The organism is Gardnerella sp. KA01001 (genome assembly GCF_049244025.1).
Classification (GTDB): domain Bacteria; phylum Actinomycetota; class Actinomycetes; order Actinomycetales; family Bifidobacteriaceae; genus Bifidobacterium; species Bifidobacterium swidsinskii.
In genome coordinates, this window is the sequence record NZ_CP058366.1 from 193,336 (window position 1) to 218,439 (window position 25,104).

18 protein-coding genes and 3 tRNA genes are annotated in these 25,104 nt (G+C 42.6%); 5 read left to right on the forward strand and 16 right to left on the reverse strand.

Annotation, left to right across the window (positions count from 1 at the left end):
• Positions 1 to 23: 23 nt before the first annotated feature.
• From HXT59_RS00930 to HXT59_RS00940, 3 genes are all read right to left on the reverse strand, one after another.
• On the reverse strand, positions 24 to 2,804 hold the full coding sequence (locus HXT59_RS00930) for a polyribonucleotide nucleotidyltransferase (protein WP_004109771.1): 2,781 nt from the start codon (positions 2,802 to 2,804) through the stop codon (positions 24 to 26).
• Positions 2,805 to 3,149: 345 nt separating this feature from the next.
• Positions 3,150 to 3,419 carry a 30S ribosomal protein S15 gene (rpsO, locus tag HXT59_RS00935; RefSeq protein WP_004109774.1) on the reverse strand — a complete coding sequence of 90 codons (270 nt, stop codon included), beginning with the start codon at positions 3,417 to 3,419 and terminating at the stop codon, positions 3,150 to 3,152.
• A 130-nt stretch (positions 3,420 to 3,549) separates the two neighbouring features.
• A complete protein-coding gene (locus HXT59_RS00940; RefSeq protein WP_004109776.1) occupies positions 3,550 to 4,293 on the reverse strand; it encodes a hypothetical protein in 744 nt (247 codons plus the stop codon).
• Between the two features lie 227 nt (positions 4,294 to 4,520).
• On the opposite strand from HXT59_RS00940, the gene HXT59_RS00945 reads away from it, so the two are divergent.
• Complete coding sequence (locus HXT59_RS00945) at positions 4,521 to 5,207, forward strand: DedA family protein (RefSeq protein ID WP_004109778.1); 687 nt, start codon at positions 4,521 to 4,523, stop codon at positions 5,205 to 5,207.
• A gap of 115 nt (positions 5,208 to 5,322) precedes the next feature.
• Positions 5,323 to 5,395 (forward strand) — tRNA-Ala (locus HXT59_RS00950).
• Positions 5,396 to 5,484: 89 nt separating this feature from the next.
• Here HXT59_RS00950 and HXT59_RS00955 read toward each other — a convergent pair.
• The 10 genes from HXT59_RS00955 to HXT59_RS01000 all read right to left on the reverse strand — a co-directional run bounded on the left by HXT59_RS00955 (position 5,485) and on the right by HXT59_RS01000 (position 17,453).
• Positions 5,485 to 7,818, reverse strand: a complete 2,334-nt coding sequence (locus HXT59_RS00955) for a hypothetical protein (RefSeq protein ID WP_103013782.1) — start codon at positions 7,816 to 7,818, stop codon at positions 5,485 to 5,487.
• A 35-nt stretch (positions 7,819 to 7,853) separates the two neighbouring features.
• Positions 7,854 to 9,767, reverse strand: coding sequence for a serine/threonine protein kinase (locus HXT59_RS00960; RefSeq protein ID WP_012913797.1), 1,914 nt, complete (start codon positions 9,765 to 9,767; stop codon positions 7,854 to 7,856).
• Between the two features lie 190 nt (positions 9,768 to 9,957).
• On the reverse strand, positions 9,958 to 11,319 hold the full coding sequence (murA, locus tag HXT59_RS00965; RefSeq protein ID WP_004109784.1) for a UDP-N-acetylglucosamine 1-carboxyvinyltransferase: 1,362 nt from the start codon (positions 11,317 to 11,319) through the stop codon (positions 9,958 to 9,960).
• 91 nt (positions 11,320 to 11,410) lie between these two features.
• On the reverse strand, positions 11,411 to 12,703 hold the full coding sequence (locus HXT59_RS00970) for a metallophosphoesterase (RefSeq protein ID WP_102155474.1): 1,293 nt from the start codon (positions 12,701 to 12,703) through the stop codon (positions 11,411 to 11,413).
• Between the two features lie 530 nt (positions 12,704 to 13,233).
• Positions 13,234 to 13,305, reverse strand: a tRNA-Gln gene (locus HXT59_RS00975).
• A 40-nt stretch (positions 13,306 to 13,345) separates the two neighbouring features.
• A tRNA-Glu gene (locus HXT59_RS00980) sits at positions 13,346 to 13,418 on the reverse strand.
• A gap of 185 nt (positions 13,419 to 13,603) precedes the next feature.
• Positions 13,604 to 15,166 (reverse strand): glutamate--tRNA ligase, encoded by a 1,563-nt coding sequence (gene gltX / locus HXT59_RS00985; protein ID WP_421783923.1) that lies wholly within the window; start codon positions 15,164 to 15,166, stop codon positions 13,604 to 13,606.
• A gap of 56 nt (positions 15,167 to 15,222) precedes the next feature.
• Positions 15,223 to 16,191, reverse strand: coding sequence for a hypothetical protein (locus HXT59_RS00990; protein WP_102704517.1), 969 nt, complete (start codon positions 16,189 to 16,191; stop codon positions 15,223 to 15,225).
• 28 nt (positions 16,192 to 16,219) lie between these two features.
• Positions 16,220 to 16,912 (reverse strand): histidine phosphatase family protein, encoded by a 693-nt coding sequence (locus HXT59_RS00995; protein ID WP_064622125.1) that lies wholly within the window; start codon positions 16,910 to 16,912, stop codon positions 16,220 to 16,222.
• A gap of 34 nt (positions 16,913 to 16,946) precedes the next feature.
• Complete coding sequence (locus HXT59_RS01000) at positions 16,947 to 17,453, reverse strand: GtrA family protein (protein ID WP_064622127.1); 507 nt, start codon at positions 17,451 to 17,453, stop codon at positions 16,947 to 16,949.
• 84 nt (positions 17,454 to 17,537) lie between these two features.
• Between HXT59_RS01000 and HXT59_RS01005 the strand changes: the two genes are divergently transcribed.
• Complete coding sequence (locus HXT59_RS01005; RefSeq protein ID WP_064622123.1) at positions 17,538 to 17,885, forward strand: phenylpyruvate tautomerase MIF-related protein; 348 nt, start codon at positions 17,538 to 17,540, stop codon at positions 17,883 to 17,885.
• 113 nt (positions 17,886 to 17,998) lie between these two features.
• On the opposite strand, the gene brnQ is transcribed toward HXT59_RS01005, so the two are convergent.
• Both brnQ and argS read right to left on the reverse strand, forming a co-directional pair.
• Positions 17,999 to 19,555 carry a branched-chain amino acid transport system II carrier protein gene (brnQ, locus tag HXT59_RS01010; protein ID WP_102704518.1) on the reverse strand — a complete coding sequence of 519 codons (1,557 nt, stop codon included), beginning with the start codon at positions 19,553 to 19,555 and terminating at the stop codon, positions 17,999 to 18,001.
• 257 nt (positions 19,556 to 19,812) lie between these two features.
• Positions 19,813 to 21,609, reverse strand: coding sequence for an arginine--tRNA ligase (gene argS / locus HXT59_RS01015; RefSeq protein ID WP_415685051.1), 1,797 nt, complete (start codon positions 21,607 to 21,609; stop codon positions 19,813 to 19,815).
• A 112-nt stretch (positions 21,610 to 21,721) separates the two neighbouring features.
• Here argS and relB point away from each other — a divergent pair, with 112 nt between their 5' ends.
• Together relB and HXT59_RS01025 are read left to right on the forward strand one after the other, a co-directional pair.
• Positions 21,722 to 21,958, forward strand: coding sequence for a type II toxin-antitoxin system RelB family antitoxin (relB, locus tag HXT59_RS01020; protein ID WP_041160461.1), 237 nt, complete (start codon positions 21,722 to 21,724; stop codon positions 21,956 to 21,958).
• Positions 21,942 to 22,208, forward strand: coding sequence for a type II toxin-antitoxin system RelE family toxin (locus tag HXT59_RS01025; RefSeq protein WP_012913788.1), 267 nt, complete (start codon positions 21,942 to 21,944; stop codon positions 22,206 to 22,208). The genes relB and HXT59_RS01025 overlap by 17 nt, the downstream gene beginning before the upstream one ends.
• A gap of 95 nt (positions 22,209 to 22,303) precedes the next feature.
• Here HXT59_RS01025 and valS read toward each other — a convergent pair whose 3' ends face one another.
• Positions 22,304 to 25,087 (reverse strand): valine--tRNA ligase, encoded by a 2,784-nt coding sequence (gene valS / locus HXT59_RS01030; protein WP_415685049.1) that lies wholly within the window; start codon positions 25,085 to 25,087, stop codon positions 22,304 to 22,306.
• Positions 25,088 to 25,104: the final 17 nt, after the last annotated feature.

Here is a 25,104-nt window from a genome sequence, read left to right on the forward strand (position 1 = left end):
TTGCTTTAATACTATTTGCGCAATTAATCTTCCTCAAATGGATCAAAATCGCGACGCACGCGGCGACGAGGACGCTCTGCGCGCTCTTCGCGAGCCGAACGATACTCGTCATAGTGATCGTCATCAGCTGCATAACGCGGCTTTCTATCAGATACGCGACGATTTTCTGAATCTCGACGATTTGAGCGATCTTCACGGTCGTCACGATCTGCACGATCGTCACGGTCATCGCGATTTTCGTAACGATCGTCACGGTCATCGCGCACGCGGCGACGAGGACGCTCATCAAAATCGTTATCGCTGTAACGGTTATCGCGATCTGCACGATCTGCACGACGGTCGTCTCGACGAGTGTTGCGGTCATCATAACGGTTATCGCGATCCATGTATCGGTCATTTCGATCCATGCGATCTCGATCGTCACGGTCATCGCGCATGCGGCGACGAGGACGCTCATCGCGATCTGCACGATCCGCACGGTCATGATTATCGCGATCGTCACGGCGAGAACGACGGTAATCGCCACGAGAGTCACGAGAATCGCGATCGTCGCGAGAACTGCGGGAACGATTTTCACGCACTGCTGGAGCAGAAGATTCTTGATCTTCAAAACCTGGAATAGCCAAAGAAATCTTGCCACGCTCATCTACGCTTTGTACGATAACTTCAACATTATCGCCTTCCTTCAGCACATCTTCAACAGTGTCAATGCGCTCACCATTTGCTAAATTGCGAATCTGTGAAATGTGAAGCAAACCGTCAGTTCCAGGAGTCAAATTCACAAAAGCTCCAAAGCTTGTGGTCTTAACAACCTTGCCTGTGAAAGTTTCACCAGCTTTTGGCACACGAGGATTTGCAATAGAATCGATGATTCCCTTAGCTTTCTCAGCAGCTTCTCCGCCTTCAGAAGAAATGTAAACAGTACCGTCATCTTCAATAGCGATTTCAGCACCAGTTTCTTCCTGAATTTGGTTAATCATCTTGCCCTTAGGCCCAATTACCTCACCAATCTTGTCTACAGGAATTGTGGTTGTAATAATGCGTGGAGCGAATGGACTCATCTCAGCTGGGCAATCAATGCATTCGTTAATAACTTCAAGAATCGTTGCACGAGCTTCATGTGCCTGCTGCAAAGCGGCAGCTAAAATATCAGCTGGAATACCATCAAGCTTCGTATCGAGCTGCAAAGCAGTGATGAATTCAGAAGTACCAGCAACCTTGAAGTCCATATCACCAAATGCATCTTCTGCACCGAGAATATCAGTCAAAGTCTTGAAGATATGCTTTCCATCAACATCACCAGAAACTAAGCCCATAGCAATACCAGCAACTGGAGCCTTCAAAGGCACGCCAGCAGCAAGCAAAGAAAGCGTAGAAGCACAAACGGAACCCATAGAAGTAGAACCGTTAGAACCAATAGCTTCAGACACCTGACGAATAGCGTATGGGAACTCTTCGCGACCTGGCAAAACTGGAACCAAAGCCTTCTCAGCTAAAGCACCGTGACCAATTTCACGACGCTTTGGAGAACCAACGCGACCAGTTTCACCAGTGGAGTATGGAGGCATTTCGTAATTGTGCATATAACGCTTAGTCTGTGGACCAGAAAGCGCATCAACCTGCTGCTCCATCTTAAGCATATTCAAAGTAGTCACACCCAAAATCTGAGTTTCACCACGCTGGAAAAGTGCAGAACCGTGTACGCGAGGCACAACATCAACTTCTGCAGAAAGCGTACGAATATCGCGCAAACCACGACCATCAATACGATAATCTTCAGTCAAAATACGACGACGAACAATTTGACGCTGCAATTCTTTAAACGCATTGCCGAGTTCCTTTTCCTTTTCGGCTTCGTCCATATCAGTGAATTCTTCAGCGATTGCAGCACGCACGCCTTCCTTAATTTCAGCGATGCGATCTTGACGAGGAAGCTTTTCAGCAATAGAAAGAGCTTCATTCAAATCAGCATGAGCAATCTCGTCAATACGAGCATAAAGTTCGTCAGTATATTCTGGGAAGAGTTGGAATTCCTTAGTTTCCTTAGCTGCAATACGCTTCAACTCATTTTGAGCATCGCAAATAACCTTAATAAATGGCTTTGCAGCTTCCAAACCTCCGGCTACGACTTGCTCATCTGGCTTGGTTTGACCATCATTGTAAATCAAATTCCAAGCATTCTTACCAGCACCAGCCTCAATCATTGCAATAGCAACATCGCCGTTTTCAATCACACGACCAGCCACAACAATCTCAAATACTGCACGCTCGCGCTCACTCCAACGTGGGAAAGCAACCCACTGGCCATCAATCAAAGCCAAACGAACGCCAGAAACTGGGCCCTCAAATGGCAAACCAGAAATCATAGTAGATGCAGACGCCGCATTCAAAGCAATAACATCGTAAGCATCATCTGGATTAATTGCCAAAATTGTTTCAACAACTTGCACTTCGTTACGTAAAGTGTGTGGGAACAACGGACGCAACGGGCGATCAATAATACGGCATGCCAACGTTGCTTCGTTAGAAGGACGACCTTCACGGCGGAAGAACGAACCTGGAATCTTTCCAGCAGCATACATTTTTTCTTCCACATCAACAGTTAATGGGAAGAAGTCGTAATTTTCCTTCGGACTAGATCCTGCAGTCGTCGTCGACAAAATCATGGAATCGTCATCCAAATATGCGGCAACAGCACCATCTGCTTGCTGAGCAAGTCGACCAGTTTCAAAGCGTAGCGTACGCTTACCAAATGAACCATTATCAATAACGGCTTCTACAGCCTTAATTTCGGGACCCTCCACGGGTTCCTCCTTTTCTTAACTTACCTAATCAACCAACATGCGTAATAACATTGACGACTTCGCATTATTACTTATATGCGAATATTTGCACTCTTTGCAACACTTGCGTTACGTCAATATTTCGTAGTGTTTTTTGTTTCGGTTACTTCAATCATCCGTATTCAGTTATACATCAATCTTTAATTATTTTTTGAATTATTCGTTAATTCTTTTTAGTTATAAATTTTAAATATTGTTCACAACACTTACCCCAAATCTGTGAATATGTGAACAATTTTTATGCGTACACGTACCTGCGTACAGCACAAAGAATACAAAAGCCCGAGCTAAGCCCGGGCTACAAGACTATCGACGCAAGCCAAGTCGTTCAATCAAAGAACGATAACGGTTGATGTCAACACGCTTCAAGTAATCGAGAAGACGACGACGATCACCAACCATGAGCAACAAGCCACGACGAGAATGATGATCGTGCTTGTGCTCCTTCAAGTGCTCAGTAAGGTCAGCAATACGCTTGCTAAGCAAAGCGACCTGCACTTCTGGGGAACCCGTGTCACCCTCGTGCGTCGCGTATTCGTTGATAATGTTCTTCTTATCTTCAGCCGTTAATGCCACGGCGTCCTCCTTAATATCACTGCGCGGTGCCACAACCTTCTGCTGTAGCGCTCTCAATCCGCGGGCGTTACACGCCAAGTCTCTATCATACAACCACTTGCAAACAACTTATTTTCGCAAAATCCAAATATTACATTGCGGTCATAAAGCCACCAAATAACACAACTAGAATTGCCAAAACCTCAATTGCATAAAACATTATGAACGACGCCCAACTACGCGTAAGAACATTCAAAGCCGAGGTTTTAGGAACAATGACAAGCAAACCAACAAAAATGACAGCAAATACAGCTACTCCAATACCTGCAGAAATAATGCCAAGATTTGCCGCATTCGCTAAACCTGAAGCATGACCATAGACCACATACGTCGAATACCAGAAGCTCATGTTTAGCATGCATAATCCGGCAATAAGTTGTTCTAAAGCCAGAAAAACAGCAAACATTATCCGCCAAATCCAACGATGAGTGTCAATCAACGCCATAGCAAGACTTGTAAAAGCAGACACTGTGATTACCCACGAAATAAAAACAACACCTTGCGAAGATAATCCAGAGCAATGCGAAATAACCCACGAAGTATGACGAGCTGCCATAGTGCGACCAATCCAATACGGAATAACAATAGCGACAAGCAGAACGCCAAAATAAATCCACCAATTCTTTGGATTAGAATGCTTACGAGAAAAATCAGCAATCGACAAGTCTGTTTCCGGCAAACCAATGTTTACATATTCGTCAGGAATTTTGCTTTTCGAATCATCATTCTTTTTTAAAACTTCATTAGCATTGATTACACGAGCAGAACGTTTCCTAGGCTTTAGCGGAGCAAAACTTTGTGGATATTCACCATCATGCTCATCATTTAACTTCATACGTTACTTCTCCTGCCCATCTTTAATTGCCAAGCAATTTCTCAAGTTTTAACCATGCAACATTACATTACTAACTATTATTGTATGTTATAACGCAATTAACTGATAGCGTGTGCACAAAAAGTGTCAACCGTTTATGGCGACTGCTAGGCTCAAAATAACAGTTGTTTCGCTTGATTTTTAATTAACAAGCGTCACTAAATACGCAAAATTTATGACAGGACATTATGGGATTTATTCATTTTATTGTTAACCTACTCAAGGATCCACGCTCAGCTATTGCAAGTTGGATTGCAATGGGCACAGCTCCAGCATTAGGCCTTATTTTTCTCATTGTTTTTATTGAAACAGGCGTAGTATTCTTCCCATTCCTTCCAGGAGATTCACTTCTTTTCGCAGCAGGGTTTTTTGCAGCTCCTGACGCTCAAACAGGTCATAGCGCGCTTCCACTTCCACTATTACTTGCCGTAGTGTGGCTAGCCCCAATTATTGGCGATCAGTGCAATTACTTTATTGGTCATTTCTTCGGACGAAAGATTGTAGAATCCGGGAAAGTAAAAGCGCTCACTCCAGAACGAGTTGCAAAAACCGAAAAAATGATTGATAAATGGGGTCCGCTGGCAGTATTCTTGGGTAGATTCTTCCCATTCATACGCACTTTTATGCCGTTCATCTCCGGAATTTCTGGAATGCGTTGGATACGCTTCACACCATTTTCTGTACTAGGCGGTCTCGTTTGGTCGTCGCTTTTCACATTTCTTGGATATTTCTTCGGCAAGATTGATTTCGTACAGAAGAATTTTGAATTAGTAATTGTTGCAATTTTGCTTATCTCGCTTGTGCCAACTTTTATTGGTTTATACAAAGCGCACAAAGCAAAGAAAGCAGCAAAACTTAATAAAGAAAACAAATAAACTAGTATTTTAACTTACGACACTCAAGCACGCTGCACTACAAGAAATGTTGTTTTTATACAAGCTTTGTAGTACAGTGTGCAGAGTTGTCGTAAGATGATTTGTCTTAGACATTGGGGCTATAGCTCAGTTGGTAGAGCGCTTCGTTCGCATCGAAGAGGTCGTGGTTTCGATTACCATTAGCTCCACTGAGCCCACTGCATTCATTCCACCGCAGTGGGCTTTTTATTTTTCTCGCACAATGCCTGTCAAATCTAGCAAAACTAATTAGAATAGTTTACTGATTGTTAATTTTCTTTTTAAAAATAATGCTAATTCCTAATGCAGCACAAAGAATTGCTATAATTCCAGTGCCAATATAAGCCACAATTTCTATATAATTTACCGATTTTCGCTTAAAGGAATCAGCATTTTCAAAAGATTTTTCCGATTTTTTCACTTGCGAACGAGCTATCCAATCATCGTTATCGGAGCTATTGTCGGAATCATCATCTAAACCATCATCAGAACTATCAGCATCTTTACTCTCGCTATTTTTAGATTTTTTATCTGCTTCAGATTTTTTTACAAGCTTATTTGCAATAGAAACAATTTTTACATTTTTATATTGCAAAGTTGTTATATTTCCCGCATAATCTGCAGCTTTTACTAATACGTCGTGAGTAAAACCGTCTGGTTTTAGTTTTGTAGATAAAACTGATTTATTCACATCTTTACCGCTCCAAATACGATTTGTTTTACCATCAACATCGATTGTTACATATTGCAATGCTATGTTATCTTTTGCACTAATACGTAAAATTTTTCCTTCTTTATTAGTGCGATAAGTAGAATTATTTTGCATATCAAACACTGTTGTGATTGGAGCAAGATTATCTACTGTAAATTGCACGGAAGCTGGTGCAAATTGCAACATTCCTTCCTTTTTGCTAACTGCACTTTCGCTACAAGAATGATTGCCTGCCTTGTCTACTGACATAATGCGCACACGATAATGAGCGTTATCGGCAAAATTCCGTTTAAAAATAGTGTAAGTCAATCGTTGCCAGCCACGATCTGTGCGACTGTTTACAGAAAAATCCTGTTTTGATAAAATCTTCTCTACACCGTCTTGCATAACACTAATTTTTGCAGGACTTGCCAGTCCGCTAGGATTGAGTTCTTCAATATGAATATCTTTAGCATTTTGCAATTGTTTACGATTCATTGCTTTAGTGGAACTATCTATACTAAATGAGGAACCGCTTCTATTTATAGAAAATTGCAACTTACCAGAAATAACATGATCTACTAAATCTTTAGCACTCCACTGAAGCTGATATACGTCATCGTCTTGAATTCCATTATAAAAACCTACGTATTGCACACTTACGCTTTGCGAATCAGCTTTTCTAGACACAAAAGAACGCAATTCCTTAGCATATCGCATTCTTCTCAGCGAATACGTTACGCTTGCAGGTTTTAGCCAACGATCTTTTATAACTAATGTTGGAACTACAGCATGAGAATACGCTCCGCCTTGTTGCACTCCAGTAATAGAAACAGTTGGCGAAAGCGTATCAATAATGAATTTATTACTGATAGAAGAACTCGCATTACCCGATAAATCTTCAACACAATAGCGAACATCCCAAGAAGCATCCCCCGAAAAAGAAACATCAGCATACCACACGTTTGTATGCACACCATCGTTTTTAAAGCTTTTAGCTGTAAGTACCATAACCTGCTTACCATCAGCAAAAACTTTCGCAATAGGATAAGAATCGTGAAGCAAATACGAGAAAACGAACGAATCATCCTGTATTAATATTCTTGAAGCTCGATTATTACGAAAATATTTGCCTTCATACGATGCGTTGTTGTCATAACTAACACTCAAGCGAGGAGCAGTTTTGTCAATAACAATATATCTTGGACGCTTGCTATAAGAATTATCTTTTGTTAAATCTGAAGCATTCAAAACTGAATCAGGAATACTTAATATTGGCTTACGAGAGCGCAATTTGTTGCCAGAAAGTTTACTTTCATTAGAAATATAGTTAGTTTGCTTTGAAACATGAGAATTAGAGTCAACTCCTCCCCATATGCGTTTAGGATGCATTGTTACAGCAGCAAGTCTTATAGAGATATCTTGCAAATCGTATATTCCTTCTTTTTGCAATTCAACTCTTACTATTCCTAATACTCGAGGTCGGATCTTATAACGAATATTAACTAGCGACGACACCGCCTCAATCTTAGCTAAATCAACTTTGGCACTCACTATTTGATATCTTCCAACGCTAACAGTAGCTTTATGCGCGTTCCTAATTTCCGAAGCGTCCAATCCATCAAAAGTTATAAGTAGCGAAGCAGCACGTTTAGTAAACATGTACTCGCCTTGAGTGCGAACAGTTTTCTGTTTTGTCATAACAGAAACATTTGCTATATGCAATCCTTTGGCTGCGTTATAGCTGCTTTTTGCATACGCAATAGAATTAAGTGGCAATAATGCAACAACTATAGCAGCACTAATAAATACAATAATCCCAATATAAACGCCAATGCGAGCGCAGCCGCATTTAAATCGCTTGAAAAACCACATATCCCCCAAATTTCTTTGTTTACACATTTATTCCCTCCTTTTTATTATTCCTTTTATTTCTTTTATTTCTTTTGCAAAAAAGCTAGATTAATTTCGTCTTGAACTTTTTTGACGCTATCGATTGCGTTTTTCTTTCTACTTACAGCCTCATCATTTGACGCATGCGCTTGTTTAAGAAGATATTCTGCCTTGTCGCACATTTGCTGAATCTCTTGTTTACTGGCTCCGCTTTCTAGGAACATCGGCAACCACGAATGAATTGATTGCAAAACTAGTTCTCCAGTATCCACAAATAAAACGTCTCCGTGATCTTTCTCAACAATTTGCATTAGCTGCTGTAATTGATTCACATAATTTTTATACGTTTCTACGCTTGCACAATCTTTAGAAACATCAACAAGTTGCGCATAAGCGTCAGAAATAGCGATGTACGCGCTTAACATTTTTTGATTTGAAGCAGTATGCGATATGCCATCAGAATTAGTTTCTACAGCTTGCGAAGACGCTTTATTCGCATCTTTTTCATATTTTTGAGCCTCTTGGAACCATACTTTTGCTACTCGCATACGAGATAATCGTTCTGTTTGTGAAACTTTTCCAGAAAATCCTGCAAAATAGTACCAATACGCTTTGCCTATTTCTATAGAAATATTCAACCAATCTTTATTTACAGGACGCAAGTTTTGCTCGTATTTATTAATCAAACCAACAAAACATTGCTCTTCGTTGGCACTCCATTGCTGATCTGCAAGTTGAATTTGCAATAAAATTTGGAGAGGTTTAAATGATATTTTGCTTATATATTTCTTCTTGATCATACTATTTTGCACTTGCATTGCATGAGAAATATAGCGACACGCAATATCCGAATTGCTTTCGCGCTCAGCTAATTGCATGTAAGAATCGTAGCTTTTATTATTTTTGCGTATTTCCTCAATTCTTTTACTACTTGGCTCACCATCAAAAGATTGCTTATTTCGATTTACAAAAGCATTCCCAACAAATAAACCTAAGCAGTTGAATAAAATTACTATAAAAACTAGTACTACAACAATTAATGCCGTAATTGCATAGCGCTTTTTTCTAGGCTTAAAACTATTTTTGCATTGTTTGCGTCGCAATACATTCGTAGAGGTGTCGCATTGTTGCGAATGCTTTTCTGTATGCTCACACGCTTCCAGTGCAGAAAACATTTCGTCGCAATCTTTATATCTATGAGATGGTTTAGTAGCTGTAGCTATTGCGAGCACAGACACTAATTGTTCTACTACTTCACGATTCTCATGAGACAATAGTACAGCAGATTGCACGTTTGTTTTAGGCACTTCAGTTGGTAATAATGCGTAACGCAATGTCATTCCAATCGAATACACATCGCTTGAAGTAGTTGCTGCAGAGTTTTCGTTCAAAATTTCAGGAGCGGTAAAAATATTAGTAGCAAATCGCGCGTCGCACTGGTCTATTGTGCGCAAATCAAGCACTCCCCCGTTTGCATATAATTGCGTTGCAGCACCAAAATCAATCAAACGGACTGTGCCATCTTCTGAAATCATAACCTGAGAAGGCTTAAGATCACCGTATATAATTGGCGGATAATGCGAATGTAAATAAGAAAGTATTGAGCAAAGTTGCATACCTAAATCAAGAACAGTTTCAACATTTTGCAATCCAGATTCTTCTACAATAGATTTTAAAGAACGTCCCTTTACATAATCGCGAACAGCATAAGCTCTACCATTTTCTTCAAAAAAATCAACAATTCGCGGAATAGCTGGATGATCGCATTCCTTTAAAACATTCGCTTCAGCACGTAAGGATTGAATAATACGCCGTTGATACTCTTCGTCTCCTTGCAGAAGCGTTTCTTTAACAGCCCATTGCTTGTGCAAAACGGTGTCAACAGCAAGAAACACTGTTGAAGTGCCACCACGCCCCAGCTCACCAAGCAGCTGATAGCGTCCGCCTACACAAACCATCGTTACGCCTCCGCAATATTGAAAACTCCAACTACTCATCAAATATTTCAGTTAATTTTTTGAGTAATTGAATTACAGTTGCGACTACTGTACCGATAAATTTATGCGTAAAAAAGCTTTTTATAGCATTGTGGATAAAAGCTTATAAACCTACAAAATTCACGTTTTGTAGAAGAAGTAGAAGAATATATCAGTCGATATTAGCACCCAATGCTAAAAGTTTGCCTCTAAAATCTGCATATCCTCGATCAATTAGCGAAATTCCACGCACATTCGACGGACCTTGAGCAGTAAGAGCTGCAATCAAATGGCTAAAGCCTCCGCGCAAATCAGGTACATCAATATCTTGACCTGTCAACGGAGTAGGTCCGAAAATCACTGCAGAATGCTTGTAATTGCGCTGCTGGAATCTGCAAGGAAGCGAACCTAAGCATTCACGATAAAGCTGAATCATAGCTCCCATTTGCACAAGTGGCTTCGTGAAACCAAAACGATTTTCATAAACAGTTTCATGCACAATACTCAAGCCCTTCGCTTGAGTAAGCGCAACGACAAGAGGTTGCTGCCAATCAGTCATAAAACCAGGATGTACATCGGTTTCAATAGCAACCGGATGCAAATCCCCACCCGGATGCCAGAAACGAATTCCTTTATCTGTAACATCAAATTGTCCGCCAACTTTACGGAACACATTTAAGAAAGTCATCATTTCTGGCTGAGTTGCGCCCTTAATAAACACATCTCCGTGTGTTGCAAGAGCAGCAGAAGCCCAAGAAGCTGCTTCGATGCGATCAGTTAATGACGTATGAGTGTATCCTTGAAGCTCTTTTACTCCCTCAATACGGAAAGTACGGTCAACATCTACAGAAATAATCGCACCCATCTTTTGCAAAACGGCTACCAAATCCATAATTTCTGGCTCAATTGCAGCTCCGGAAAGCTCTGTACGACCTTCTGCAAGAACCGCTGCAAGCAAAGTCTGTTCGGTTGCGCCGACAGAAGGATAAGGCAAATGAATTTTAGTGCCATGTAAGCCATTAGGTGCAGTAATATGAATACCATCTTCGTGATCTTTATCTACATTTGCACCAAGTTTACGCAACGTCTCAAGATGAAAATCAATTGGACGGCCACCAATATTGCATCCTCCAAGCGCAGGAATAAACGCTTCTCCAAGACGATGAAGAAGAGGACCAGAGAAAAGAATTGGAATACGAGACGAACCAGAAAGAGTGTCGACGTCAGCTACATCTGCGAGCTGCACTTTTGTGGCATCAATTGTCACAATGCCTTCAGGTCCATTAACTTCAACGTCAACACCATGCAAACGCAACAAATCAGAAACTACATGAACATCGCGAATTTCAGGAACGTTTTTTAGAACAGACTTGCCAGGTGCCAACAAAGCTGCAACCATAGCCTTGCTAACAAAGTTTTTTGCGCCACGCACTTTAATAGTGCCATTAAGCGGCTTACCACCTTCTACATGCAACACATCTGCAGCGTCAATGCCACTATTGTTGTTCTGTTCAGCCGTATTGTGTGCGGACACATTTACCTCTTTCGTTCGCGCTAAAACACTATTCACTATAATACCGGCATATTTGCCAACGCGCTCATGCAATCTATTAAAACTGATTAAATTAGCGCGTAGATCGTTGACGCCATCGACGAATCAATCTAGTAAGTAATGATGGTTTACGTAATAAATCCACTTCTGGCAATTCATGCTCAGATTCAGCTGTAAGAGCATAAGTATAGGCTTTTTTGGAAGAAGGTTTGCCAACAAGATTCCCAAATTCAAGCATTTGCGTACGCGGTTCAAACGGGTGACGAATATCAAATTCGAGCAAGCGCACGCCTCTTTTAGCAGGTTCAGGGCCGTAAGATCCAAAACCACATGTAGGAGTGGCAACAAATAGCATATTACTCTCGTGATCTTTAGCTGCGAAAGAATTGCGGTGATCGTGACCGGCAATTAGCGCAAAAGCTCCTGCATCAAGCAAAGCAGCGTATTCACCACTATCGACGTCAGGGCAGCTGATTCCTTCACCTAAATACCCATCGGGCAGAACATGTTTTTCGTCAAGAGCATAATAGCGACCAGCAAAAGTACGATACCCTTCAATAGCATGTTCGCGCGCAGCAAGTTCTTGCGGAACTTCACGAAGAACACGATAATATTGCGGCAATGGAAAATGCTGAAAAACGCAAATATGCTCAGGCAAATAAGAAGGAAGACCAGAAATAAACTCAATAGTTTTTTTAGAAGGGCTACCATATCCGCCGGATTTAGCATAATCTCCAGAATCAACTAAAACTATTGAAAAAACAACCTTTTCATGCTTTTCATCCATAACAGGCAAGGCAAAAGTACCAGGCTCACATGTAAAAATAATCTGCTTTGGCAACACACATTTTGTCGATTGCATAGCACTTGCAGAAGATACATTAGAAGCACTGCGATTCATGCAACATGGAAAATCTTGATATATCTTATCAAGCTCTTCATTACTCAGACCGCACTGGAAATCATGATTCCCATAAGTAACAACCCACGGAATACTGCGATCTTCTAGTGGCTTCATTAACTTAGCAACAAATTCGTGCACCTTATCAACCAATTGCTTCTTATCAGAAGCTGAAATATTGGAAGATTCCTGCCAGCGTCTACGCTGAAAAGTTTTTGCAAATACTCTTTCATAACCTGCAATCTGGTTTCCAGTAAAAACTACAAGATCTGGTCGCACAGCATCGCAAGCAGAAGCAATAAGTCGAATAGTATCTTGTGAAATACGTAACCCATCTTGAACATCTGCACACTGAAGCACCCGGAATTTACCAGAAAGATGGAACTGCAAACGTCCTAAACGCGCCGAAACAGATAAAGGAAGTGCCGCAGATACATGAGCTTCAGATTGTGCAGAATCAGTCATACTTTAAGCATACGGCAGATATGCCGCGACTCACTCAATTTTGTGCGCAAGTTTACATAAATTATTTACATTCAAAAATACTAAATTAAGCAAATACTGATAATAAATAACCTAAAGGCGATAAAAACGTGCAATTTCAGTAAAATAGTTACAAATTCACAGACAATTCACAGGTAATCGCATTACTGCACTCAGCATAAGGTGGTTATTATATATACATCAAAAGGAAATAAACTACAAGCAAGTAGTTGAATTTGACTTTAATAACTTAACCTCTCTTCTTCTCTTCTTTCTCTAACCCCGGTCACGCACTGGGGTTTTTGATTTTAAGGCTACATAAGAAGCGTGCGGCAAGCGTGGTAAACGGGAGTAAACGGCAAAAACTGAGCATGTATGTAAAGAAACTGCCGCTTTCACGCCAACAAGCGGCAGAAACTTTACAGCCGCGTAAAGAAAAGGTCGCGCGCTGAGACAAATCGCAGTAATACAGATAGATAACAAAAAAGCCCTCGTTCTACGAGAGCTATTCGCTGGGGTACCTGGACTCGAACCAAGAATGGATGAACCAGAATCACCTGTGTTGCCAATTACACCATACCCCAATTGACAAGCTTCGCGGCTCTTGGAACCGTTCCGTCTTCGTACCCCCGACCGGATTTGAACCGGTGTTGGCGCCGTGAGAGGGCGTAGTCCTAGACCGCTAGACGACGGGGGCTTTCATTTATCAGCTACGCCTCTTGACGCAACAAATAGCGACTTTACAACATAAAGCAAATACTTGCAACCGCGGCGTGTCGAAAATATATTAAGCATAAAACAAATAAAAAGGCGGAAATACAGCAATAGTGCCACACTCCCGCCTTATTCAAATTTTATTTGCGCTTATAAATTATTGGTGATTTACAAATGCTCGCGTAAACCAGCCAAACGCGCCAAAGTCACGTCTTTGCCCACGATTTCCATGGACTCAAACAGTGGAGGCGAAACGCGACGACCAGAAAGTGCAACTCGCACAGGGCCAAACGCCAAGCGCGGCTTGTAGCCAGCTTCCTCAACAAGCTTCTTGTTCAAAAGCTCGTGCAAGGAATCAGTATGCCAATCAGCAGCATCAACGTCCTTCAAGGCAGCGAGCGCAGCGTCAAGAACCTCTCCTGCAGATTCCTTCAACTGCTTACGAGCGTCGTCATCTGGAGCAATGTAACCATCTTCACTTAACAGGCTGCCAACCATTCCAGCGACCTCGCCAAGCAAACGCACGCGAGGCTGTACAAGAGGTGCAGCAGCGGTGAGTACTTCACGCTCGCGGTCAGTTAACGCATCCCAATTATCCGCACTAACTACGCCATCCTTATGCAAGTAAGGCACAGAACGGTTCAAAAAATCTTGAGACTCAAGCATGCGAATATGCTCAGCGTTAATGGAAATTGCTTTGTCTAAGTCGAAGTGTGCAGGGTTTGCTTTAACGTCTCGCACATCGAACTTTTCAATCATCTCGTCCATAGAGAACACATCGCGATCAGGCGCAATAGACCATCCAAGCAAAGCCAAGTAATTCAGCAAGCCTTCTGGAATAAATCCGTTATCCCTATGCAAGAACAAGTTGGACTCAGGGTCTCTCTTAGAAAGCTTCTTCTTACCTTCGCCCATAACATAAGGCATGTGGCCGTAAAGCGGAGTTTCCTTAGCAATACCCATTTCCATAAGGTAACGGTAAAGCACAATCTGACGAGGTGTGGAGCTAAGAATATCCTCACCGCGCAAAACCACGTTTACATCCATTAACGCGTCATCAACAGGGTTCGTAAGCGTGTAAAGCGGATCGCCATTCGGGCGCACAATCACATAATCTGGAACAGAACCCGCCTTAAAAGTGATTTCGCCACGAATCAAATCGTTAAAAGTAATGTCTTCATTTGGCATCTTTAAGCGAAGTGCAGGCTTTCTGCCTTCATCGCGGAAAGCTTGCTTCTGTTCTTCCGTAAGATTGCGATCGTAACCATCATAGCCAAATTCAGCAGGACGGCCAGCAGCAATATTGCGCTCTTTAATCTCTTCTGGAGTAGAGAAGGATTCATAAGCGTATCCTGCTTCAAAAAGCTTTTGTGCTACGTCTTTATAAATTTCCATGCGCTGGGACTGGCGATACGGTCCGTTATCTCCGCCAACATCAATGCCCTCGTCCCAATCAATATTGAGCCAACGAAGAGCCTCAATAATCTGCTGGTAGCTTTCCTCACTATCGCGCTCATTATCGGTATCTTCAATACGGAAAAGCAATTTGCCGTGAGTATGGCGAGCCTCCGCCCAGTTAAATAGCGCGGTACGAACCATACCTACGTGAGGTGTACCGGTTGGCGAAGGGCAAAAACGCACGCGAACATTCTTTGGAAGTTCAGGCTTTGCGGATTTTGTTGCATTATTAGCAACTTCTTGAGTTTCCTCGATATCAGTCATAGGTTCCATTGTGCCGCGCGTTACGGACGTGCAGCATTCGCATCAAACATAAGTCAACCTAAAAACTAATCAAGTGCCTGCGTAGATTCTTTATTACCCTCAACGTGCGCAAACTTCGCAGCAAGAGCCTCGCGGGACTTTCTATCATCCTCTTCTTTTGCGAGCTTCTTCGCAACTTCAGGATCCCACAGCACGTCTTCACGATGCTTTCCCCACTCTGAAATAAGCAGCGGCGAAATAAAATTGACCAACGCACTTATATCGCCACTTATATCACAATTACACTTATCGCTAGAATTGCGCACACAATCAACAATCTCACGCCATTGAGCATCCTTGAACATCATTCGCGGCAAACCAGCACACTCACATATTTCGTTAATATATAAGAAGATTGGTAAAGTTTCGCAAATCTCGTTAGTTTTTTTAATTAGATTTGTTAATAAGCTTAAAACTACAATAATTTTTTGCATTTCCAATGATTTATTTTCATAACAAGAAACCATTTGTTTCGCATAATTAATTGCAAAGTCAATATCGTTAATACTCCAATTACCTTCAACATTTAACGTATCGGCTGCTGCATTTATTGCATTAGAATCTTCGGCAGAATGAGATGCAATCTTACTAAAAATAGAATTTATATTATTACTATTTTCTAGTATTGCTTCTTCTGCTTCATCATAGTTAGGCTCATAGCATGAATCCATATTGTCGTAAGCATCGGCGGCAGCAAGTAGCGCGTCTACTATTTCTTGCGGACGTCCAGGAATTTCATCCGCACCTTCATACACAAATTCAGCATCCGGCACAGTAACATCAAGATTCGTGAGTATTCGTGCTATTGCTCGCATTGAGCGCACCTCAAGATTTTCCGCATATTTTGCGTCGTTATCTAAGTGTCGCGCTTCCGTCAATGGCCATAATTCCGTTAGTTTTGCGGCAGATTGCGCTGCATCATTCAGCATTAGCATACTTTTTTCATTATTTTTAATATCTTCAGAATCTTTGACAGAATCAACAGAACTAACCATTTCAATGCTCCTTCGCATTATATGTTACTTACTTCACTCGCCCAGCAGGATCAACATACGTAATTGAAAGCACACGCAAAGTCTCGCAATCGTAAGTAATAGAAGTAATCGAAGCTAAAGCCGTGTGACGAAGAAGCATATTATGTTCAGCGTGGCCGGTTTCCAGTAGGTGTCTATAAGACCAGATTGGCGACTCATGAGTAACTGCAACGATTTGCTCACCCGGATGCTTACGAACCTGCTCGCGCACAAAATCGCCAACTCTAGTGGCAATACTTCTGTAGCTTTCTCCCCAACTTGGCTTCCACAAATTCGCAACAAGCTTCCAATTGTTGTTTTTCCACAGTGCGCCTTCACCGTAACCTATGCGTTTCCCGCGGAAATTATTTCCAGCTTCAATTAAGCGTTTATCTAAAATAATGTCGCTTTCTTGAGATTGCGCAGAATCTTCGTCATAGTGCGCTTTTACATAGGCAGAATCTGCAATATTGCGCAAAGCATTTTCGATTTCACGCGCTGTTTCACGTGTTCGCTCAAGAGGAGACGAATAAATTGCAGTAATTCCGCGCATTTGCGGAACAGTGGCAATATATTTTGCTGTAGCTTGCGCCATTCTCACTCCGCGAGCCGAAAGATGAAATCCAGAAAGACGCTCATACAACACGTGATTTGGATTATCAACTTCTCCATGACGCACAAAATGAATTGTCGTAGCTGGCATTGCGTTCTACTTTCTGTTTAAAAGATTAAATCAATTACTTGCGATTTTTTGTATGATTAAGCGACCACATTCCCAAACGGTGAGCAAAACTCGTATCTTCTTGCGCAACATACCCAGGCTGCTGAGATTTAGTATCATCGAGCAGCCACTTTCGTATAACAAAATTCCACACAGCAACAACAACAGTAGCTACAAGTTTTCCTATATTTGTGCGCAAAACGTATACTGCAGATCCGCGTAAGCTTTCAACCATTCCTAACGTACTAGCCCAAATAATCAAATCATTTATAAGCAAACCTATGACTGCGGAAATAACAAAAATCAGAAGCTCCATCCACTTTGCCATATCTTCACGATGTTTAAAGACGTATTTCATACTGGCAATATAGTTGAAGATAAGTGAAATTACGAAAGAAATCGTACCCGCAACCACATTATTTAAGTGCGCAAGCATTAATAAATTGAGTAGCGCAACGTCAATAATAAGGGCAATAACGCCCACAATTCCAAACTTTACAACCTGTTCAATAAGCTTTTTCATAATATCCATTAAACACGCGGCTGCTAACAAATAACATATAATTGTTACGTAATAAAGCTTACTAAATTTAGCAAAGGAGCGATTATGCCAGTTATTCATACTCATGTTTCTGTAAGCACAACACCTACCCAGCGCGACGCATTAAAAGCTGCTTATGGCAAAGCAATTAGCGCAGTTCCAGGAAAAAGCGAGCATTGGCTCATGTGCCCATTCGAGGACAATATGCCGATTTATTTTGCAGGAGACAATGCTAAGCCTGCAGCTTACGTTGAGGTGAACGTGTTTGGTTCCAGCGTGCCAGGGTCTGCTTGGGAAAAGTTAACTGAGCAGATTATGGCAGCTTTAGAGCGAGAGCTTGGGATTCCACAGGATCGCACTTATATTCGTTACACTGCAACTACTGACTGGGGTTGGAACGGCGGCAACTTCTAGGCGCAAGTCGCAAGCCTCAATTAGCAAGTCGCATAAAATCGCCATATCTTGTTACGTAAAATACGCATCAAAATATGGCGATTATTATGACGTCTACGCGACGCTACAAAACTTTAGGATTGCTCACTAAAATTAGGTTCGTCAACAGTAGACTTAGCGGATACAGCGAAGTCAGCAGGCTCCTTAAACTCAGCATCGCTTGAAGAATAATAATCGTCGCTAGCAACACTGCCTTCAAGATCTGGACCAGCAGCTAGACGAGCCACCTCTTCCATGTCCTTGTTTTCAAATAAAACCATGCGGACATAACCAACAACAAATCCAACAACAGCAGGGCAAACCCAAGCCATGCCAAATTCTGAGAACGGTAGCCAGTTTTGAACAACCACCAACATATCGTTCATATGCAATGCACTGCGTAAAGCTTGTGGCAAACTATTCAAAAAATCATATACCGCTGCAACACCAGTAAAACCAAGCGTCCAAGCGTACACGACTTTGGAATTTCCAAAAAGTCGACCGCACAAAGCCAAAAGAATCAATACGATTGACAGTGGATACAAGAACATCAATACTGGAACTGCATATTCGATGATTGTGCTCAAACCAAAGTTTGCAAGGCCAAACGAAACAAGCGTAATCAACACAGACCAAACGCGATAGCTAGGACCCTTAGGGAATAACTTAGAGAAAGTTTCCGAGCAGCTTACAATTAAACCAACTGCCGTCTTTAAGCATGCAAGAGTAACAGTTGCAGCAAGAACAAGCAAACCAACGTTTCCAAGATGGTAGCGTGCAACTTGCGCCAAAGTTACGCCACCGTTTTCAGCAGGCTTAAACAGTGCACGGCTACGCACACCGACAACAACAATTGCGACGTAAATCAACGCCATAAGCAAGCAGCTAAAGAATCCAGATCGCACAGTATTCACTGCCACATCTTTAGGGTCTTTTACGCCAAAGGATCGAATAGTACTAACAACTATAATGCCAAAAGCCAAGCTAGCTAAAGCATCCATTGTATTGTAGCCATCTAAGAATCCTGTAAAGAATGATTCATTAACATACTTCCCTATAGGAGCAGCATCCGCAGAAGCGCCGCTTACAGGAGAAAACAGTGCAGTAAATACCAGAATACCTAAGAAAACCAAGAATATCGGCGTAAGAACTTTACCAACCCATGTAAGTATTCCGCTAGGCTTCATAGCAAAGAAGAATGCTAACGCGAAGAAAACCACAGAGAACAAGAACAAATACAATTGACCGTTTCCGTCTTGCGGAATAACGCGCTCCAAACCAACAGTGTACGAAGTTGTTGCGCAGCGAGGAATTGCAAAGAATGGTCCGATTGTTAAATACAGCACACAAGTAAAGAACATGCCGTATTTTTTGCTCGGCTTACTAGAAAGTTCAAAAAGACCGTTTGCGCGACTCATTGCAAGAGCCGTAACACCAAGCAATGGCAAACCAACGCCAGTAACAATAAAGCCAATTGTTGCAGGCACGAAATTAGTTCCTGCATTAGCTCCAAGGAACACAGGGAAAATCAGGTTTCCTGCGCCAAAGAACATACCAAACAACATGACCGCCACGTACGCGGACTCAATAATGGTCAAGTTCCTTTTTTTCGGGGCACTATCTGTGCTGACACTTTGTGTTGTGACGCTCATGCTTACACCTCCCATAAGGATAAATTTGTATTTACATACTATTCAGCTAAATCTCTTACCTTGTAATTTTGTGGATTTAAAGCAAAAATAATATTAGAGGGTATATTAATAAATTGCATGTACTTAATCGATAGAAACTTATAATTCGTGCGTGTCTCTAATAAAAAATAAAAAAGGACGCTGGCAAGCTACCAACGTCCTATGTAATCAAAAATGCTCTATAGCTTTGCTCTAAATCTTATATAAAATAAGCAAAATCACATCTTTTCTGGAGCAGAAACTCCAAGCAAATCAAGACCAGTTGCAATAACTGTGCGCACAGCAGCGTTAAGCTTTAAGCGAGCTGCAGCACGAGCTGGCTCTGGGCACTTTGCAATGCGCTGAGCTTCACGCTCGGCTTCTGGCAAACGATTTTCAGGGTCAGTTAACTCCATTGGTACAACACGCTCAAGGTTGTACCACTTGTGGTAACTTGCTGCCAAATCCTCAAGGTAATGCGCAACTCTGTGAGGAGCGCGCAAATCGCCAGCTTGAGCCAAAGCAGCAGGCCATTGAGCCAAAGCAGCCAACACTTCGCCGTCAGCCTCGGTATTAAGCAAGCTTAAATCAGCGCCATCTTGCGTAATTCCAGCGTCAGCCGCATTGCGAGCCACATTGCAGCTGCGTGCGTGAGCGTATTGCACGTAGTACACAGGATTATCGTTGCTGTGAGAAGCAAGCAAATCCAAATCAATATCAACGCTTGTGTTGTAGTCGGTGCGAGCAAGCGAGTAGCGCGAAGCGTCAACGCCAATTGCATCAACTAAATCGTCAATCGTAATAACGTTTCCAGCACGCTTGCTCATGCGCACAGGTTTTCCGTCCTTCATAACGTTTACAAGCTGACCAATAAGAATCTGCATGTTTTCGCCCGGCTTGTCGCCAAAAGCCGCGCACATTGCCATCATTCGGCCAATATATCCGTGATGATCCGCGCCGAGCATGTAGATTGCTACGTCTGCAGGATTCTGCTCGCGGTGACGCTTGTTGCGATAGTACGCAATATCAGCAGCAAAGTAAGCGTAGTTTCCGTCGGACTTAATAATTACGCGATCCTTGTCGTCGCCATGCTTAGTGGATTCAAACCAAGTTGCGCCGTCTTTTTCGAAAATATCTCCACGCTCACGCAAGTCTGCAATAGCGCGCTCAACTTCACCATCCTCGTACAGGCTGTTTTCGTGGAACCACACGTCGAAACTAACACGAAAATCGCGCATTGATTTGCGAATTTCAGCAAACATCATTGGCACTGCGCGCTTGCGGAACTCTTCGCGCTGCTCGGAATCGCCTTCGCCAAGAGGCAAACCTTCTTCGTCTTTTCCAAGATCAATTCGTGGCAATGAGAGAACGTCAACACCATCCGCATTTGCTTCTTTTATAACAGCGTCCGCAATTTCGTTAATATACGCACCTTTGTAACCATCTGCAGGCGTTTCTTCGCCGTGAGCTGCAGCAACTAAAGACTTTGCAAAACGGTTGATTTGCTCGCCATGATCGTTGAAGTAGTATTCACGCACAACTTTTGCGCCGTTCGCTTCCAAAACTCGAGCCATGGAATCACCAACTGCAGCCCAGCGAGTTCCACCAATGTGGATTGGACCAGTCGGGTTTGCGGATACAAACTCAAGATTCAAAGTTTTGCCGCTCAAATGCGTATTCTTGCCAAAAGCCGCACCCTGCTTTAAGACTTCGTCTACGACCGCCGCCGCAGAAGCAGAATCAAGCGTTATGTTAATAAAGCCAGGACCTGCAACTTCTACAGACGCAATACCTTCTGCTTCTTGCAAAGGCTCGGCAAAAAGTTCAGCTAAATCGCGAGGCTTCATACCAGCTTTTTTAGCGAGTTGCATAGCAACATTCGTAGCCCAATCGCCGTGTGCGCGATCTTTTGGCCTCATAACTGCAAGTTTTTCGGCAGCAGGAATCAAATCTTCTGTTAGATTGCCAGCTTTACCGCTTGCTACTAAATCTTTAGCAATTTTTTCAATTAATTCACTTAAGCTTTCTGGATTCATGGTTTACAGTCTAGCGTTACCGCGCGATGCTTCGCGATTACAACCCATTGGATTGCATTATTCTGAGTGTAAGGTAATATATGTTTTACATGTTTTACATTGGAGATTAAAAATGGTCGCAACAATTACAGGATTAAGAGTACCCTCTAACGTTTTAGATCGTTATGATCAGCTCGCTAAAACCACTCACCGCACCCGTTCATTTTACATGAATCAAGCACTAGAAGCTCAAATTGATGAACTTGAACATGAATATGGTCTAATGGCAGATATTGAAGCATACAAACGTGGAGAATTAGAAACATCCCCACTCGACGACGTGGTGAAGCGCCTTGATTTGGAAGATTAATTTATCTAAAAGAGCTGAAAAACAGCTAGGGAAAATTGACAAAACGATTGCCAAGCAAATCGTTAAGGAGCTTCGCGAAATTAGCAATCTCGACAATCCTCGAATCAGAGGCAAGGCACTAACTGGCAACTATTCGGGATTTTGGAGATATAGAGTAAGGGATTACAGAATAATTTGTGCAATTGAAAATAATGTACTGACCGTTTTTGTTGTGGATATTGACCATCGCAGCAGGATTTATAATAAGTGATTATGCTTAGTTCTTAAATACACAAAAAGCGCTGGAGTCGAAGATTGACTTCCAGCGCTTTTGTTTTGCGATTCATTATTTTCGATTACTTGCAACTACTTCTTTTTTGCAGGAGCTTCGCCGAGTTCGCTTTGAGCAACTGAAACGTTTACGTTAGCTGCATCAGATTCTGCAGAATCAGAAGCAGATTCAGATTCAGAAGCAGAAGCAGAAGAATCTCCAGCAACTGCAGCCTTAACAGCGTTAAGTTTTACTTCTCCAGTAACGCGACCAGCTTCAGCAACGTCATCCAAAGTCTCCTCAACAGCCTTGTAAGCGTTTTCTGCAACGTTCAAAGTTACTTGCAAAATAGGAGTCTTCATAGAAACTTTTGCTTCAGACTTAATCTTGCGCAAAGTAGCCAAAGCTTCACCCGCGTAAGCCAAAGTGTCTGCAGAAACTCCGTTTGCAGCAGACTCATACGCCTTAGCGCATGGCCAGCTAGCACGATGCACGGATCCTTCGCCGTCATGCATCCAGCTCCACACTTCTTCAGTAGCGTAAGGCAAGTAAGGAGCAAGCAAGCGAGCCAAAGCATCGAGTGCAAGACCAAGAGTTGTGCGAGCAGACTTCACAGCAGCTTCACTTGGAGTGCGTCCAGTGGATTCTGCAGTACCGTAAGCACGATTCTTTGCAAGCTCAATGTAATCGTCACAGAACTCCCAGAAGAATGTTTCGATTGCTTCCAAAGCCTTAGAATGCTCGTAAGATTCAAGCGCATCAGTCGCAGTACGAATAACGGATGCAAGCTTTGCCATAACAGAGCGATCCAAAACTTCCGTAACGTCTGCAAAATCCCAATCCGCGCTAGCAGACTCAAGAACCTGATGCTCATCATCTTCGCGACCAATTGCGAGCGCAAACTTCGTAGCATTCAAAAGCTTAATCGCTAAACGTCGACCAATCTTCATTTGACCTTCGTCGTAAGTTGCATCCAAGCCAAGTTTTGCAGAAGTTGCCCAGTAGCGCACAGCATCCGCGCCAAACTCTTCGATTGGTTTATTTGGCACAACCACATTGCCCTTAGATTTAGACATCTTCTTATGGTCAGGATCAAGAATCCAACCAGAAAGCGCAGCATGCTTCCAAGGCAAGCAGCCATTTTCAAGATGCGCACGATCAACCGTACTAAACAGCCAAGTACGAATAATATCCTGGCCTTGTGGACGCAAATCCATTGGGAAAGTAGCCTTAAACAAAGCTTGATTTTCCTCACCAGGCTCTTCCCAACGGGTCACAATTTGCGGAGTTAAGGAAGATGTTGCCCAAGTGTCCATAATGTCTTGCTCAGCAGTAAAGCCGTTTGGCTGGTCGCGCTGAGATTCGTCGAATCCTTCTGGAACATCGATAGTTGGATCGATTGGCAAACGGTCTTCGCTAGGAGTCAAAGGATGCTCGTAATCCACTTCCCCATTTTCGTTTACTGGATACCAAAGTGGGAATGGCACACCAAAGAAACGCTGGCGAGAAATAAGCCAGTCACCATTCAAGCCGTGAACCCAATTCTCATAGCGCACGCGCATAAAGTCCGGATGGAAATTAAGTTCCTTGCCGCGCTCAATAAGCTCAGCATTCAACTTTTCGTCCGTGCCACCGTTCTTTAAGTACCACTGACGAGAAGTGACGATTTCCAAAGGCTTATCACCCTTTTCGTAGAAGTTCGTCATACGCTTTGTTGGCTTTGGATCGCCTTCCATATCTCCAGCTGCTTGCAAAGCTTCAACAACTTCCTTGCGAGCGGAGAACGTGGTTTTACCGGCAATTTTCTCGAACATTTCGCGGCCGGACTCGTCCGTAATCCAATCAGGAGTGGTCATCACAATGCGGCCGTTGCGCTGAATGATTGGTCGAGTTGGAAGATTCAAGTCACGCCACCACTCAACGTCGGTTACATCACCGAAAGTGCAGCACATTGCAATGCCTGCACCCTTGTCCATTTGAGCAGCAGAATGCGCCAAAATTGGAACTTTCACCTTAAACAGTGGAGAATAAACTTCCTGACCAAAGTACTTCTTATAACGCTCATCTTCTGGATTTGCAATCAAAGAGGTGCATGCAGCAAGCAATTCTGGGCGCGTAGTTTCAATATAAATTGGCGTACCATCTTCAAAACGGAACGCAATCTTATGGTAGAAACCAGGATATTCGCGCGATTCAAGCTCAGCCTGAGCAACAGCAGTCTGGAATGTAACATCCCACAAACCTGGAGCATCTTTCTGATACGCTTCTCCGCGAGCAAGATTGCGCAAGAATGCTTTTTGTGCAACTCGGCGAGGCTGCTCACCAATAGTGTGGTAAGTTTGCGACCAGTCCACAGAAAGACCAAGCCTACGCCACAAAGCTTCAAAAAGCTTCTCGTCCTGAGAAGTTAAGCGTTCGCAAAGTTCAATAAAGTTCTGTCGGCTTACAGGAACCTGATCTTTTGCCTCAATCTTCTTACCTTCAGTACCTTCAAAAGGCGGCTTAAAATCAGGGTCATACTTCAACGAAGTATCCACTCTAACGCCGTAATAATTTTGTACTCGGCGCTCTGTTGGCAAGCCGTTATCGTCCCAACCCATTGGGTAGAACACGTCAAAGCCTTGCATGCGCTTATATCGCGCAATGACATCCGTATGCGTGTAAGAGAATACGTGACCTACGTGCAAGTGACCACTAACGGTTGGAGGTGGAGTATCGATAGAATATACGGCCTTACGGTCGCGAGAATTATGGAATGCGTAAGTCTTAGCTTCGTCCCAATTACTACGCCACTTGTCTTCAAGACCATCAACACCAACCTTGTTAGGCAATGGTGTTAAATGTGCGTGTTTTACTGCGTTATTATCCTGTTCACTCATGAACTGAATATTAGAAA

Coding starts and splice junctions, on each gene's coding strand:
- HXT59_RS00990 (WP_102704517.1), bottom strand. CDS start 16,191: ATGGTTAGTTCTGTTGATTCTGTCAAAGATTCTGAAGATATTAAAAAT.
- HXT59_RS01005 (WP_064622123.1), top strand. CDS start 17,538: ATGCCAGTTATTCATACTCATGTTTCTGTAAGCACAACACCTACCCAG.
- HXT59_RS01000 (WP_064622127.1), bottom strand. CDS start 17,453: ATGAAAAAGCTTATTGAACAGGTTGTAAAGTTTGGAATTGTGGGCGTT.
- gltX (WP_421783923.1), bottom strand. CDS start 15,166: ATGGAACCTATGACTGATATCGAGGAAACTCAAGAAGTTGCTAATAAT.
- HXT59_RS00945 (WP_004109778.1), top strand. CDS start 4,521: ATGGGATTTATTCATTTTATTGTTAACCTACTCAAGGATCCACGCTCA.
- HXT59_RS00955 (WP_103013782.1), bottom strand. CDS start 7,818: ATGTGTAAACAAAGAAATTTGGGGGATATGTGGTTTTTCAAGCGATTT.
- argS (WP_415685051.1), bottom strand. CDS start 21,609: ATGAATCCAGAAAGCTTAAGTGAATTAATTGAAAAAATTGCTAAAGAT.
- valS (WP_415685049.1), bottom strand. CDS start 25,087: ATGAGTGAACAGGATAATAACGCAGTAAAACACGCACATTTAACACCA.
- relB (WP_041160461.1), top strand. CDS start 21,722: ATGGTCGCAACAATTACAGGATTAAGAGTACCCTCTAACGTTTTAGAT.
- HXT59_RS00960 (WP_012913797.1), bottom strand. CDS start 9,767: ATGGTTTGTGTAGGCGGACGCTATCAGCTGCTTGGTGAGCTGGGGCGT.
- HXT59_RS00995 (WP_064622125.1), bottom strand. CDS start 16,912: ATGCCAGCTACGACAATTCATTTTGTGCGTCATGGAGAAGTTGATAAT.
- HXT59_RS00970 (WP_102155474.1), bottom strand. CDS start 12,703: ATGACTGATTCTGCACAATCTGAAGCTCATGTATCTGCGGCACTTCCT.
- HXT59_RS00940 (WP_004109776.1), bottom strand. CDS start 4,293: ATGAAGTTAAATGATGAGCATGATGGTGAATATCCACAAAGTTTTGCT.
- brnQ (WP_102704518.1), bottom strand. CDS start 19,555: ATGAGCGTCACAACACAAAGTGTCAGCACAGATAGTGCCCCGAAAAAA.